Raw genomic sequence first — 14506 nt, forward strand, 5'->3', positions numbered from 1 at the left:
GTCGCCTTGGTAGGCCGTTACCCCACCAACTAGCTAATCAGACGCGGGCCGATCTTCCGGCAGTAAACCTTTCCCCAAAAGGGCGTATCCGGTATTAGCCCTAGTTTCCCAGGGTTATTCCGAACCAGAAGGCACGTTCCCACGCGTTACTCACCCGTCCGCCGCTGACACCCGAAGATGCCCGCTCGACTTGCATGTGTTAAGCCTGCCGCCAGCGTTCGCTCTGAGCCAGGATCAAACTCTCACGTTGAAGAGATTGATCTAAGCTGATCACAACTACTTGACAGAGGCTCACAATCATCCCGGCATCACTGCCCGGATGTGTGAGCTTCCGAAGCGTTAGACAGCTCGCTTCTCTCGTTGATCCGGCTCTCGCCGGACCCGCAAGGACAAGCGCCGTCCACGCTTCTCTTTCCCGTATTCACTTGTCAAAGAACGGCGCCTGCTTACACAAGTGCCATTTGAAGATCAACAAAAAACTACTCGGCGCTCGCCGACCGTTGCTTGCAGTCTTCAGTGGAAGTCCGTCCGAGCGGCCCGCCCTGGCCGGGCACCGCGTCGGGAGGCGCCGTATAGGGCGCCAGAAATCGGCTGTCAATCGCCCGTCTTCTTCGACCGCCGGACGCTGACGGGCGCGGTCGTCCGCCTGTGCGGACACCGCTCCCGGATCCGGCAGAGCCCCCGCGCGCAGAGACCCGTCGCCGCGCCAGCCTCTCAGCACACCCCTCCGTGATCCGGACGAGGGGCCTCGCTCCGGATCGCGCGTCAGAGCAGGCCGCACGATGAGCGCTCATGGAAACGATCCGTTTCGATAGTTTCCATTTCTGATTGCGCGTGCTTCGCTCAAGATGGATCCATCGGCGCGACGTCGGGGCCCTGCACGGGCCGCGGGGCGCCAGTGTACCCACGGAAGGACCCCGCCATGGCTGTCGAAGCATCCGGTGCCGCGAGCGAACTCGTTCAGGTCGTCTCCCTCCTGGCGGCCGGCGTCATCGCCGTCCCGCTGTTCAAGCGGCTCGGCCTCGGATCGGTCCTCGGCTATCTCCTGGCAGGACTGGCAATCGGGCCCTTCGGGCTCGGCCTGTTCACGGACGCCCACGCCATCCTCCACGTGGCGGAGCTCGGCGTCGTGATGTTCCTCTTCATCATCGGGCTGGAGATGGAGCCGTCCCGGCTCTGGGGCATGCGCCGCGCGATCTTCGGGCTCGGCCTCGCCCAGGTGGGCGCCTGCATCGCCGCTCTCACCCTGGTCGGACTCGCCCTCGGCTTCTCGATCACCGTCGCCTTCGTGGCCGGGACCGGCTTCGTGCTGACTTCCACCGCGATCGTCATGCAGCTCTTGGAGGAGCGCGGCGCGCTCTCGACGCCGAAGGGTCAGCGCATCGTGGCGATCCTGCTGCTGGAGGATCTCGCCATCGTGCCGCTCCTCGCCGCCGTCGCGCTTCTGGCGCCGGGCGGGAGCGCCGCGAGCGCGACGGAGCGCGCGGTCACGGTCGCCATCGCCCTGCTCTCGGTCTGCGCGCTCGTCGCCGCGGGGCGCTGGCTGCTCAACCCGCTGTTCCGCCTCCTCGCCGCCGCCAAGGCGCGCGAGGTCATGACGGCCGCGGCCCTCCTCGTCGTGCTCGGCTCGGCCCTCGCGATGCAGCTCGGCGGCCTCTCGATGGCGATGGGCGCCTTCCTGGCCGGCGTCCTGCTCTCGGAGTCGAGCTTCCGTCACCAACTGGAGGCCGATGTCGAGCCGTTCCGCGGCATCCTGCTCGGCCTGTTCTTCCTCGGGGTCGGGATGTCCCTCGACCTGACGGTGATCGCCGCGAATGCCGGCCTGATCCTGGTGGGCGTCGCCGCCTACATGACCGTGAAGGGCCTGCTCATCTACGGCGTGGCCCGGGTGCTGCGCGCCTCGCACGCCGAGTCGCTGGAACGCGCGGCCCTGATGGCGCAGGGCGGCGAGTTCGCCTTCGTGCTGTACGCGGCCGCCGCGAGCGCGGGCATCATCGACGGCACGACCAACGCCGTCCTGACAGCCACCATCATCCTGTCGATGGCGATCACGCCGCTGATGGTCGTCGCCTTCGATCGTCTCGGTCCCAAGGCCGTCCCGTCCATCGACGGCGTCGAGGCGCCCGAGGACCTCGTGGGCAGCGCCCTGATCGTCGGGTTCGGCCGCTTCGGCCAGATCGCCAGTCAACCGCTCATCGCGCAGGGCTGCTCGGTCTCGATCATCGACACGAACCCGAGCAACATCCGTCTCGCCGAGGGGTTCGGCTTCAAGGTCTTTTACGGTGACGGCACCCGCCTCGACATTCTGCACGCGGCCGGCGCCGCGACGGCGCGGGCGATCCTGATCTGCGTCGACGACACCGCGATGGCCAGACGCGTCGCGGAGATCGCCAAGGCGGAGTTCCCCCTGGTGCCCGTGCTGGCGCGCGCCCGGGATCGCGAACACGCGGTCGAGCTGATCCAGGCGGGCGTGGCCTACCAGATCCGCGAGACGGTCGAGTCGGCTCTGCTCCTCGGCGAGCAGGCGCTCCTGACGACTGGAGCCGAGCCGGAAGCGGCCAGCGCGATCCTGGCGGAGGTCCGGCGCCGCGATGCGGAGCGTCTCGATCTGCAGGTCCTGGGCGGCATCTACGCGGGTCGGGACCTCATTCACGGCAACAAGCCCGGCTCGGCGCACGCGGCCGGCTAGGCCGGTGACCGGTGACCGGGCCTCGGTGCCGTGCCCGCTGAAGGCTTGCTGGTCTCGGCAGACACCCCGGGCGGGCAACCCTTAGCGCGCGAGCGCGTGCCCGGAGCCTTCGGAGGACGGTGCGCGGGTCGACGGCGACGCGCCAGCCACAGGCGGGCATCCGGCCACGGAGGCATTCCGGGTCGCCGCCGCGGGCGAGCCCGGAGCACAGGTACGAGCGCCGCTCCAGCATCGCGGCGCCGGCCGGTGTGCCTGGGGAGGGCGACACGCCGCCGGCTTCCCCACGGCTTCCCCTCTCAACGCGCCAGTTGCGTCCCGAGCCCGTCTGGAACAAAATGTGAACCCTGGGTCAGGCGCGGCGACAGCCGGAGCGGTCAGCGACATGTCATCTCCGAGCTCCGGTCGCACGCTGTTCTTCTTCGAGAAGCCCTCGGCGATGCGCCAGTTGCAGCGCTTCTTCCGCTCGCCGAGCACGGTCTGCGTGGCCGCCGAGGGACACCTGCTGTCGGCCGAGGAGCCGGGCAGCATCCGGCCCGAGTGGAAGCCCTGGCGCTTCGACCTCCTCCCGATCGTCCTTCCCACGATCCCGGTCGGCTACGGCACGAACCGGTCCGGGCAGTCGCACGCACCGAAGATCGCCGCGATCCGGCAGGCGCTGAGCGGCGTGGACCGCGTGATCATCGCCACGGATCCGGGTCGCGAGGGCTCGATGATCGCGTGGGAAGTGCTCGAGCATCTCGGCTGGAACGGCCGGGTCGACCGGCTCAAGCTCGGCGCGCTCGACGAGGTCTCGATCCGACGCGCCTTCGCGGCCCTGGCCAAGGATCCCGCCTCGGGCGAGCGCGACTACGCCGCCTATCTCGAGGCGCTCTGCCGGCAGTACGAGGACTATCATCTCGGCCTGAACGGCACGCGGGCGATCTCGCTGCGCCTGCGCCCGCCCGCCTTCCGGGAGCCCTGGCGCTTCGGCGGCGTCCAGACGCCGACCCTCGCCATACTGGCGGACCTGGAGGAGCGGATCCGGTCCTTCGTGCCGCAGGACTTCTTCAAGGTCGCGCTGCACCTTAGGACCCATGCAGGCGCGGAGATCACCCTCTGGCACGCCCCGAAGGAGCGGATCCTCGATGCGGCTATCGCTGAGACGATCCGGTCCGCCGCGGCGACGTGGTCGGGCCCTCTGGCGGTCGCGCACAGGGATGTCCGGCGCGCGCCGCCCCGGCTGTTCTCGAAGGACACCCTGGCGCGACGCTGCGCCAAGCGGTTCGGCTGGGACCCGCAGCACACGGCCGGCATCGCTCAGGACCTCTACGATCAGGGGTACCTCAGCTACCCGCGCACGGAGTCGGAGCACCTGCCCGAGGGCCAGGCCGGCGATGCCGCCGCGATCATCGCGGCCGTCACGACCGTCCTGACCGACCTGAGCACAGTCGTTCCGCGTGACACTGCGCCGCTGATCCGTCGCGGCCTGAAGGGCCACTACGTCGCGGATCCGGGCGAGCACCACGCCATCGTGCCCCTGCGCAAGGCGCCCGAGCGCGGCCGTCTCAGCACCGATCAGTTCCGCTTGTGGGAACTCGTGGCGAAGGCCTATCTCGCCGCGCACCTGCCCGACGGGGTCGACGCGCGCACGAGCGTCACGGCGGATGTCGCGACACCGCTGGGTGTGAGGCGGTTCGCCGTCTCCGGCAGCGTCGTGCGCGCGCCGGGCTGGCGCGCGCTCTACGGCAGCGAGGCCGAGCTCGAAACGGATGCCGTGCCCGGCAAGACCAAGCGCGAGGCGGACGCCACCGCCACCCGCCTGCCGCTCGTGACCGACGGCGAGGGCGCCTCCGCCGCGACGGCGGAGATCGCCACCGCGAAGACAGAGCCGCCGCGGCGGATCACCCGAGGCGAATTGCCGGTGGTGATGGGCCGGCTGATCGATCAAGTGGACGATCCGGCCGCCAAGCGCGCCCTGGAAAACCCCGCCAACCCGAACGAGCCGAAGGGTCTGGGCACGGCCGCGACGCGCGACACGATCCTGCCCAAGCTCCTGAAGAGCCGCTACATCGCGCTGTCTACCGGCAAGGATCCGGCCATCGAGGTCACCGAGGTCGGCCTGACCTTCGTCCGCGCGGTGCGCAGCGTGTTCCCGGCCTACGGAGATCCGGTCGGGCGCGCCATGTTCGAGGCGGAGCTCGCCGAGATCGGACGGGCGGCCACGCGCGCCGAGGCGGTCGCGCGCGCGACCGCCTTCCGCCAGCGCACCCGCGCCCGCCTCGACGACCTGATCGCCGCGATCGCGCAGGCGCCGACGGTCAGCCTCGATCCGAGCCTGATCCCGGCCGGTCAGGGCGACCAGCGGCCGCCGACGCCGGCCATGGTGGCGTTCGCCGTGAGCCTCGCCGAGCGGAAGGGCGTGACGCTGCCGCGTGGCTGCAGGAGCAGCATCAGCGTCTGCCGCGCGTTCCTCGACACCCATGCCGGGCCGCGTGCCGGTCGGGAGGACGACGCCGGCCCCGCAGACGGCCGGCGGAGCCCGAGCGCGGCGATGGTCGGCTACGCGCGCAGCCTTGCCCAGCAGCGCGGCATCCCGTGCCCGCCGGACGCGGAGACGGACTTCGACGCGTGCCGGCGCTTCCTCGACGCGCACGCCGCGCGGCAAGGGCAGGGGAGGGACGAGGCGAACGCCGGAGGGGCGAAGGCCAAGCGGCCCGCGGAGCGGGAGAAGCGGCGGGGCCGTGTGGCCCGGACGCCGCGACCGGCAGCGGCACGCCGCCGGGCCTGAAGCGCCCCGGCGGGAGTGACCGGATCGCGGCGTTCGTCCGCGACGCCGACTTTGCCCCGTTTCGGTGGCGCCGGCCGCCCGGCCTGGCGCGCGCCTCAGGCGGCCTCGGGGTCCTCGGAGCGCAGCCAGCGCGCGATCGCGGCGACCACGTGGGCCTGCTCGACGGCGGTCAATGCCCGGCCGGCGGGGATCGCGTGCCACTTGGCCAGGCAACCGCGGCAGCAGGTTGCCGTCGCGTGCTGCGCCGTGAAGACGGGATGACCGCGAAAGGGCGTCTGCTTGCCGTCGTTCCTCGGCTCGGCGGACGCGAGGCGTCGCCGCACGAAGTCCCGCGCGTGGTCCAAGACCGTCGGGAGCCCCTTCTCTCGCAGGTAGACCCGATCGGCGATCGCCAGCCGGAAGCGTCGCCGGAACGCGGATTGCGGGAGACGGTCGAACACCTCGTCGAGCGCTCGCATGCGCGCAGATCCCGGTCTACCGATCGCCGGTCGGGCCGGCATGGCTTCGGCCCCGAGCGGTATTCCATGCATCCATCAGACGCCATCGCCGTCGGAACCGCGGGCTGGAGCCTGCCCAAGGCCTACGCGCCGCAGTTCCCAGAGGCGGGCAGCCATCTGGAGCGGTACGGACAGCGCTTTTCCGCGGTCGAGATCAACACCGCCTTCTATCGGCCCCATCGGGCGACGACCTACGCGAGATGGGCTGCGGCGGTGCCGGACGGGTTCCGCTTCGCCGTGAAGGTGCCGCGATCGGTCACGCACGAGCGGCGCCTCATCGGCGTGGATGAGCCCCTCGCGCGCTTCCTCGGGGAGGTCACGGGCCTCGGGACAAAACTCGGGCCGCTGCTGCTCCAGCTCCCACCGAGTCTGGCCTTCGACAGCCCGTCCGCGGCGACCTTCCTATCGGGATTCCGGCGGCGCTTCCCGGGCGACATCGTCTGCGAGCCGCGCCACGCCACGTGGTTCACAGAAGATGTCGACCGCCTGCTCGTCGGCCTCGCGATCGCCCGTGTCGCGGCCGACCCCGCGCCGGTCCGGAACGCCGGCATGCCCGGTGGCTGGCCGGACCTCGTCTACTATCGGCTCCACGGCTCGCCGCGCATGTACTACTCGGCGTACGAACCGCGCGTCCTGTCCCGGATGGCCGAGCGCCTCGGAGCGCACAAGGCCCTCGGCCGACGCGCGTGGTGCATCTTCGACAACACCGCGGAGTTCGCCGCGATCGGTGATGCCCTCGAAATGCTCGCGCGCGTCGAGACCCGACAGGGATCCGATTCATGAAACAACAGACATTGATCTCACAATTCTAGGGAGGACTTTCCCCCGCCGGCACAGCCGGTCTTGTCGGGAGAGGCGGCCCCGACAACGGACGCCGTCGTTCCTGAGCCAAGGTCAGACCCCGCAGTGAACCGAGCCGTGGCGATCCGAACGCGCGATGTGGAACCGCCCGGAGCGTGTGTGCCGAGGAGCCGGTTCAGGCCGATCGACCGACGTAAGCGGAGACATCGGGCTCCTCGGAGCGCCCATCGAACAGCTTCGCGGTGACGCGGCGAACGGCGGGCCTGCTCGCGACGTTTAGGGCCGCGTGAAGGAGACGGATGCCGATCCGCGTGCGCGGGTTCATGAGCTTTGGCGCGAGCTTCGGGACACCCTGCGCCTTCTCGACATAGGGGCGCATGACCCGTTCGTAAGCCGCGAAGGCCGCCGCGACCGTGTCGGTGCGCGCCAGCTCACCGGCCAGCACGCAGGCGCCGGTGACGGCCAGCGTCGTGCCGATGCCCGCGAGGGGCGTCGCGCACCAGGCCGCGTCGCCTGTGAGCACGACGCGTCCGGACGACCAGCGCTTCATCCTCACCTGGCGCAGGACGTCGAGGTAGAAATCGTCCGTCGCGTCCAGGCCCGCCACGACGCGCCCGGCCTGCCACCCGGCGCCGGCGAACCGCGCCCGCAGGAACGCCTTCTGGCGAGCGATATCCCAGTCCTGCTCGCCGCCGGGCGGCTGACGGAGCGTCAGCATCGCGCGCGTCGTGCCGTGCCGGTCCGGCCGCAGCGAGATGCTGCGGCCGCCCGTGGCGTTGAACCAGCGCCACATCCGGTCGTCGTCGGGGATTCTGGGAATCGTGAAGTAGGCGATGGTCAGATCCATCCAGCGCGGCGCGTTCTCTCCGGGAAAGACGAGCTCGCGGGTCGATGAGCCGACGCCCTCCGCCACGATCACCGCGTCGTAGCGTTCCGTCTCGCCGCCCGCGAAGGTGACGGCGACCGCGTCTCCGTCCTTCGCGAGGCGGGCCACACGGTCGCCGAAGCGGTAGCGGGCCCGCTCCCGGGCCGGCTCGTAGAGAAGGCGCGCCAAGTCGCCGCGCAGGATCTCCATCTCGGCGGTCGGGCCATCACCCTCGGCCCCGGCGACGTCGAACCGCGCGGCGACCCGTCCCCGGCCGTCGATCCAGGCCGTGCCCTCCTCGCCGGTGCCGCTGGCGAGGGCGGCCCGTTCCAGACCCATCCGGCGCAGCACCGTGCGACCGACGCCGCGCACATCGACGTTCTGCCCACCGTCCCGGAAGGCGGGCGCGCGCTCGACGACGGTCACGTCGAAGCCGCTGCGGCCGAGCCACCAGGCCACCGTATTGCCGGCGATGCTGGCGCCGGTGATCAGGATGCGACGCGCCATACGGAAACCACTCCCGGGGACCCAACAGCGCCCGGCGCAGCGGGTTGCCGGCGACGAGCGCGGCTCTCCGCGGCGGGACGCTCCCGTCTCGGCGGTGCCGGCGGTGGGATCGCCACCCGGCCGTGCAGCGCCGCGGAGGCGCACCCGCTCCGACCCGCGGCGGCGCCGATCCCCTCGACAGGTCTCGCCGTGTGCCCAACATGAGCGCGACGATCGTGCCGATCGTCCCGCGCGGGACGCGCGCGGAACTCGGTCTGGTCTGCTCAAGGCTGACGTGAGACCGGCGCAGGCAGGGATTTCAGGGCATGACAGGGGGACACGGAAAGTCCATCGGTGGTGTGGGCACTGGCGCGCGGTCGGGTGACGCCGGTGCGGAGACGCGCGGATCCGCTGCTCCGGCGCGCCACGCCGTCGCGCGGGCCGATGGCGGCCTCCCCGGTGATGGCCGCGCGCCCTGCGCGAGCCGGAGAGACCGGACCCGGCGAACACGGCGCGTCGGCGCGCTCTGCGCCCTGATGATCGCGGCGCCGACGGCGACGCGCGCCGAGCCGGTGGCGGCGCTTCTCCGGGACTGGACCACGGCCAACGGCCTCTGCCGCGGCGGCTCCGGCGACGATCCGCGCACGCAGGCGGCCTGCGAACGGCGCGACGGCCTCGATCGCCGGCTCGCCGCCGCGGGCTGGTGCTACGGGCGCCCGGCCGACACCGGCGCCCAGAGAACCTGGCAGCCCTGCGGCGACGGCACGCGACAGCCTGCACAGGCCGGGACGGAGACCCCGCAGGGCGCGGCGCGGCGCGTCCTGCTCGATGTCGCCCGGGGCCCTGCGGAGGCCGGGCGGGGACAGCCGGTGCAGTTCGTCGTGCACGCCCTGAACCGGGTCGGCCCCTGGGCCTTCCTCTTCGCGCGGATGCAGCGGCCCGACGGCCGCCCCCTCCCTCGCGCCGCGGACGATCTGGACTCGAACGACTACGCCGCGCTGCTGCGCCAGGACGGAAACGGCTGGCGGGTCGTCGACTTCGCCGTGGGACCGACCGACGTCGCGTGGGAAGGCTGGGACCGGCGCTACGGGGCGCCGGCCTCCGTCTTCGCGGTCCGCTGAGGTTCGTCCCCGCCGCATGAACGGAGAGACGCCCACGCGCCGACGCCTTCGGCTCTTCGCGGTCCGGCCGATCCGGGCCGTTGTCCCGGCGCCGGTGTCGGCTCCCGCCAGGACCCGGGAGGCCCGGGCATGATGGCCGCGCGGCGCTGGCTAAGCGCGACGGGGCTCGCGCTGCTTCCGACGACTTCCCAGGCCGCCCTGCCGCCGTCCTGGCAACGCGTGCGTGAAGTCCAGGCCGTCGCGGAGGCGGCCGCGCGGGTGCTGGGATCGCGTCCGATCGATGCAGTCGAGCGCGTCGACGGGGAGCGCTACCGCGTCCGGGCGGGTGACTGTCGGGTCACGGTCCGCGTCGTCGTCCGCCCCCGAGCACAGCCGGGACCGCAGACCTTCGACGCGATTCCGGACGCTCCGGACTGCCCCTAGGACCGCCACGGGCTTCATCCCTGCGCCGCGGCGTCGAGCGCCGGAGAGGCCTCGGAGAGGTCGCGGCCGCGCACCCGCGGCGCGGCGCTCGCCCATCAGACAGGCCGGCCCGGCGAGCCGGCGTGCATCGCGCCGATCACGGCGAGCAGACCGAGCAGAACCATGAGCACGGAGTAGTACTGCATCGGGATCCAGAACAGGGTGTGGCGCGGGCGCAGGATCACCGTCTGCCCCGTGCGCGGGTCGAGCAGTTCGCGGCCCGGCCGGCCGTTCAGCCGGGTGCCGAGCCACCAGTTGAAGCCGGCCGCCACCACCCACACCAGGATGACGCCCGTGGGCGTCGGGACGCCAAGGCGGGCGAGCGCCGGATCGAGCAGCACGCTGCCGATTAGGCCCGCCGCCGCGATCAGCGCCGTCAGCATTCCCCAGCCGGACCAGATGATCATTCCCGGACATCCCCTGTCTTGGCGAACGGTCCCGCCTCGCGGGACGCGGTTCCTCCGGCAGGCGCCGGCACGATGTTGCGATGGGCGGCCCAGTCGCGTTTTCGCCGGGTCGCGGGGATTGTCCGACGCCGAGACTGGTATCGACCGGCATCCCGCGCGGACCGTCGGTCGCCCTCCCGGCCGCGATAGCCGCGGTGCAGATCGGCGGTCATCGGGGTCCGGGCGCGGGTCGGGTCGACGGCGAGGCTCATGCGATCGGCGGATCAACTCACGTCAGGCATCGTCGCGGGCGACACCTCGCACGGCCCGGTCCCGCCGGCAAGCTGACCCCTGACCGAGGGGCGGGATCACCGGAACGGCTGCACGGCCGTCTAGACGTTCATCGACGACCCTCTCGTCGCCGCTGACCAGATCCGTCGACGACCGGAGCGTCGGCGGCCCTGCCTCGCAATGCGCGAATACCGGCGATCTACCTGGAGCCGGACAATCCGAAAAGGATCGCCGCGCCCGCGACAAGGAGCGGCGCCCAGAAATGGACCAGGCCGCCGCCGCTCCAGACCGAGAAGGTCTCCCGGCACCCCGTCGTGTTCATCGCACATCCCAGGGGGACGAAGTACATGAACCACACGAAGGTCGCGATGACGAGAAGTGTCCCGAAAATCAGCGCGGCGCCCCGCATCGACAATATCCTCATGCGCGCCTGGTCCGGGCGCGCTCCGCTACGGCCCGGGGCCACGATCGGATCCCACCCTGCCAGGACCGACGTCTCCTGTCGCTCCATGACGGGCGCGTCCGCGAGGTTCGCGTGAGAGCCGCGACAGGGATCTCGCGGGATCCGCGCCGGCGCGCACCGCGAGGCCGGGGCCACGCGCCCGTGACCGGCCGCGGCCGGAAGAGAGGCGCGCCGCGGATCCGGCCGGTCCGCTACCGGTGAGATGCCGCGGAGGCGGACGCCGGGTTGGGAAGGGGGCGAGCCCGGAGCGCCCGCGGCGGCCGTCCGGGCCTGGCGCTACCGCGGACCGCCGCCACGCCGCCGCGCGATCTCGTGTCCCGCGCTGTCGAGGGCGCCCGACGGCGCGAGGCCGTCGTTCGGAACGGCCTGCATGCCATCGTGCGCGGTGCGCGAGGTCGGTCGCGCGAGACCGTGATCGCCGGCGGCCTGCTTCATCGCCAGCGCCCTGCGGGAGCTCGTGATCAGGCGACCGCGCGCCCGGGCGTTCCGCCTGCGCTCGCTCTCCTTGCTGGCGCGCTTCACCGCGGCTGCCAGCACCGCGGCCTTCCGGCGGGTCCCGGTATTGTCGGTCGCGGCGCGCGCCCCGGACGGGGCGGCCTTGCCGCGCAGCTCGCGGCGCTGCCGGCGGGAGATATCCCGCGCACGGTCGCGGCTTGCCCGAAGACGCGCGACCAGCTCCGCCAAGCCGCCGTCATCGGCCTCACCGAGCCTGGGGTGATGCGAGCGCGCGACGAGATCGGCCTCGTCCACGCTCAAGAGACGGGCTTCGTGACGGCTCGATCGGGACATGGGCACTCCTGTGCTGAATGAGGGGTGGCAACAGCGGACGGGCGGATGGCGGGCGGCGATCAGTCGGGGCCGCCCAGGGTCGGTGTCCGGCGCAGCGCCGTCTCGCGCAGGGACCGGTCGGCGTAGGTGCCCTGCACTGCCGCGCGACCGCCGTGGGCGAACAGGTCGAGCATCAGGGCGCTGTGGATGAAGCCGAGATGGCTGAAGGCCTGGGGAAAGTTCCCCAGGAAGGCGCCGTCCGGCGCGACCTCCTCGGCGTAGAGGCCGACGTCGTTCTGGAGGGCGCGCAGGGCGTTGAAGCGCAGCCGCGCCTCCGCGTCCCGGCCAAGCCAGAGCAGCGCGTCGACCAGCCAGAAGGCGCAGAGCAGGAAGGTGCCCTCGTGGCCGGGCAGGCCGTCGTCGTTCCGGTAGCGGTAGACGAGGTGGCCGTGCCCGAGGCGCTCGATGATGACTTCCACGGTCCGGGCGAAGGCGGCCTCGTCGACCGGGAAGCCGACCAGGGGCGCCATCAGCAGGGCGGCGTCGACGTCGTCACCGCCGAGATATTGCGGGTAGTAGCCGTCCCGGTGGATCCCCGGGCCGTTCACGCAGGCGACGATGCGGTCGCGCTCCCGGCACCACGTCTCGCGCGGGCCGAACAGGCGGATCGCCCGGTCCAGGGCGACCCAGTTCATGATCGCCGCGTGGAGGTAGCGCTGCTCGGGCTTGCGCGGCTCCCAGAGACCCGCGTCGGGCCGGTGCCAGTGCGCGGCGGAGATGTCGGCCAGCCGGGCGCCGTGCCCGAGCATCGCCTCCGGGAGCGTGCCGCCCAGGCGTGTGTAGAGGTAGAGCAGGTCGAGCACCTGCCCGTACGCGTCGGCCTGATGCTGCGCGGCGGCCTCGTTGCCGGCCCGCACCGGCGCGCTGCCCCGCCAGCCCTCGAAATGCGCGATCGTGGTCTCGGCGAGGTCGGCCTCGCCCGAGACGCTGTAGAGCGGCCGCAGCCGCCCCTCCGCCCGCGCGCAGAGGTCGGACACGAACCCGAAGAAGGCCTCGGCCTCGCGCAGCATGCCGAACTTCTTCAGGACGTAGAAGGACAGGCATGCGTCGCGGATCCAGCAGAAACGGTAATCCCAGTTGCGGATCCCTCCGATCTCCTCGGGGAGGGAGGTCGTGGCCGCCGCGACCATCGCGCCGGTGGGCGCGTATGTCAGCGCCTTGAGCACGAGCGCCGACCGGATCAGCTCATCGGCGAGCGGTCCCGTGTAGGCGGCGTCCTGCGTCCACAGCACCCAAGCCTTGCGCGTCCGCTCCATCAGGGCGCGCGCGTCCGGCGGGGCGTCCGGCAGGGCATCGCCGTAGATGCTGAAGCTCCGCGCCTGCCCGCCCTCGAGGACGAACCGCGCGGCGGCCCCGGCGCCGTCCCGCACGAGTTGGACATCCGCGACGAGGCCCGGGCATCCCGGTGCCGTCACCCGGCCGCCCGCGATCTCCGGCGGCGCGAAGGACTCGGCGAAGCCCGCCAGCGGCCGGTAGGCGACCACCATCGGGACACGGCCCGACACGCCGCTGACGAGCCGGACCAGGAGCGGCCGGTGCGGGCCGCCCTCCGGCCCGACCATGAAGTCGTGCAGGGTCACGAAGCCGTCCGGGGTGTTGAAGGTGGTCTCCAAGATGTTGCTGCGGCTCAGGTACTGCCGCGCCGTCTCGTACCGCCCCTCGGGGCGGATGGAGAAATGGCCGCCGCGCCGGCGGTCGAGCAGCCGGGAGAAGGCCGGGTCGGCGTCGAAGCGCTCCAGGCAGGCCCAGTCGATCGATCCGTCGCGGGCGACGAGCGCGCACCCCTCGCAGTTGCTCAGGAGGGCGTAGGCTTCGATCGGCTGATAGGGGCGCTCGCCCGCGTCGGTCATGGAGTCTCCTGGGTGTTGCGCTTCGACGCGCCGGCTGATGTCGGGCGAGGGCGGGCGAGAATCACGGTCCGGCCTGGTCAGGCGCAGAGCCGGAAGGCCGGCTCCAGCAGCCCCCGCGCGCCCACGTCGATCAGGATCGTCCGGCCATGCTCCGGATCCTCGGCGCGGTCCGCCACGTCCATGCCCTCGTAGGCGGACGTGACCAGCAGGCGGTCGAGATCGCGTCCCGCGAAGGTCGGACAGGTCGGCTGCCGCATCGGCACCGACACGGTGCGGACCCGCTCGCCCGCGGGGCTGTAGGCGTCGAGGCAGCCGGCGCCGAAGCGCGCCGTCCAGATCAGGCCCTCGGCATCCACGGCGGCGCCGTCGATCGCGCCCTCGCCGCCGCGGTGGTCGAAATGGATCTCGACCGGTCCCCGCGGCAGCCCGGTCCTCGGATCGAGCGGGACGCGGTGAAGCACGCCGACGTCGGTATCGACGAAGTAGCCGGTGGCGCCGTCCGGCGAGAAGCTGATGCCGTTGGGGATCGTCAGGCCGCCGAAGAGGCGGTGCACCTTCGTGCCGGCCACGTGATAGATCGAGCCGCGCCCCTTGGTGGCGTCGCGGTCCATCGTGCCGATCCACAGCGCGCCGCTCGGATGGACGCGGCCGTCGTTGGACCGGTTGTCGTGCAGATCCTCCTCGAGGGGGCAGAGCATCCGGATGTCTCCGTCCCGGATCGACCGGACGTAGAGACCGTCCTCCGCCGAGAGCAGCTGGTGGGCGCCGTCGATCGCCGCGATGTCGCTGACCTGGACGGGCAGGACGTGGACGAGCGCCTTCTGGGCGCTCGCGATCGGCTTCTCGAACAGGCGCGCTTCCAAGATATCGACCCACCACGCCGTCCCGGTGCGCGGATCGTAGCTCGGTCCTTCACCGAGGTGGCAGCGCACCTGGCTGAGAATTCGGATGTCGTGCGGAGGACGCAAATGCTCGTTCCCGTTCGTGTCGGTCGATGTTC

Annotated in this window: 12 protein-coding genes and 1 rRNA gene; 5 read left to right on the forward strand and 8 right to left on the reverse strand. The window is 71.8% G+C overall.

The annotated features are described in order from the left end of the window. Positions 1-250 (reverse strand): 16S ribosomal RNA (locus tag BM314_RS27300); the annotation flags it as partial. A gap of 672 nt (positions 251-922) precedes the next feature. Between BM314_RS27300 and BM314_RS27305 the strand changes: the two genes are divergently transcribed. Then, complete coding sequence (locus BM314_RS27305; RefSeq protein ID WP_091981576.1) at positions 923-2689, forward strand: monovalent cation:proton antiporter-2 (CPA2) family protein; 1767 nt, start codon at positions 923-925, stop codon at positions 2687-2689. 382 nt (positions 2690-3071) lie between these two features. Next, positions 3072-5456, forward strand: coding sequence for a type IA DNA topoisomerase (locus tag BM314_RS27310; protein ID WP_091981577.1), 2385 nt, complete (start codon positions 3072-3074; stop codon positions 5454-5456). Between the two features lie 95 nt (positions 5457-5551). Here BM314_RS27310 and BM314_RS27315 read toward each other — a convergent pair whose 3' ends face one another. Continuing rightward, positions 5552-5914 (reverse strand): DUF4186 domain-containing protein, encoded by a 363-nt coding sequence (locus BM314_RS27315; protein WP_042669993.1) that lies wholly within the window; start codon positions 5912-5914, stop codon positions 5552-5554. Between the two features lie 66 nt (positions 5915-5980). Between BM314_RS27315 and BM314_RS27320 the strand changes: the two genes are divergently transcribed. Next, the gene (locus tag BM314_RS27320) at positions 5981-6736 is read left to right on the forward strand and encodes a DUF72 domain-containing protein (protein WP_091981579.1); all 756 of its coding nucleotides are present in this window, start codon (positions 5981-5983) and stop codon (positions 6734-6736) included. Between the two features lie 193 nt (positions 6737-6929). Here the strand turns inward: BM314_RS27320 and BM314_RS27325 are convergent, their stop codons facing one another. Continuing rightward, positions 6930-8126, reverse strand: coding sequence for an FAD-dependent monooxygenase (locus BM314_RS27325; RefSeq protein WP_091981582.1), 1197 nt, complete (start codon positions 8124-8126; stop codon positions 6930-6932). A gap of 515 nt (positions 8127-8641) precedes the next feature. Here BM314_RS27325 and BM314_RS27330 point away from each other — a divergent pair. Together BM314_RS27330 and BM314_RS27335 are read left to right on the forward strand one after the other, a co-directional pair. Beyond that, entirely contained in the window at positions 8642-9226 is a 585-nt protein-coding gene (locus tag BM314_RS27330) for a hypothetical protein (RefSeq protein ID WP_091981584.1), read from the forward strand. A gap of 129 nt (positions 9227-9355) precedes the next feature. Next, a complete protein-coding gene (locus BM314_RS27335) occupies positions 9356-9649 on the forward strand; it encodes a hypothetical protein (RefSeq protein ID WP_091981587.1) in 294 nt (97 codons plus the stop codon). 95 nt (positions 9650-9744) lie between these two features. Here the strand turns inward: BM314_RS27335 and BM314_RS27340 are convergent, their stop codons facing one another. The 5 genes from BM314_RS27340 to BM314_RS27360 all read right to left on the reverse strand — a co-directional run bounded on the left by BM314_RS27340 (position 9745) and on the right by BM314_RS27360 (position 14474). Then, the gene (locus tag BM314_RS27340; protein WP_056531099.1) at positions 9745-10095 is read right to left on the reverse strand and encodes a hypothetical protein; all 351 of its coding nucleotides are present in this window, start codon (positions 10093-10095) and stop codon (positions 9745-9747) included. 469 nt (positions 10096-10564) lie between these two features. Continuing rightward, positions 10565-10774 (reverse strand): hypothetical protein, encoded by a 210-nt coding sequence (locus BM314_RS27345; protein ID WP_026605124.1) that lies wholly within the window; start codon positions 10772-10774, stop codon positions 10565-10567. 330 nt (positions 10775-11104) lie between these two features. Continuing rightward, positions 11105-11617 (reverse strand): hypothetical protein, encoded by a 513-nt coding sequence (locus tag BM314_RS27350; RefSeq protein ID WP_091981589.1) that lies wholly within the window; start codon positions 11615-11617, stop codon positions 11105-11107. Between the two features lie 59 nt (positions 11618-11676). Then, positions 11677-13506: a glycoside hydrolase family 15 protein gene (locus BM314_RS27355; RefSeq protein WP_091981592.1), complete on the reverse strand. Its 1830-nt coding sequence runs from the start codon at positions 13504-13506 to the stop codon at positions 11677-11679. A gap of 77 nt (positions 13507-13583) precedes the next feature. After that, on the reverse strand, positions 13584-14474 hold the full coding sequence (locus BM314_RS27360; protein ID WP_056531092.1) for an SMP-30/gluconolactonase/LRE family protein: 891 nt from the start codon (positions 14472-14474) through the stop codon (positions 13584-13586). Between the last annotated feature and the right edge of the window lie 32 nt (positions 14475-14506).

The organism is Methylobacterium sp. 13MFTsu3.1M2, assembly GCF_900112625.1.
GTDB lineage: Bacteria > Pseudomonadota > Alphaproteobacteria > Rhizobiales > Beijerinckiaceae > Methylobacterium.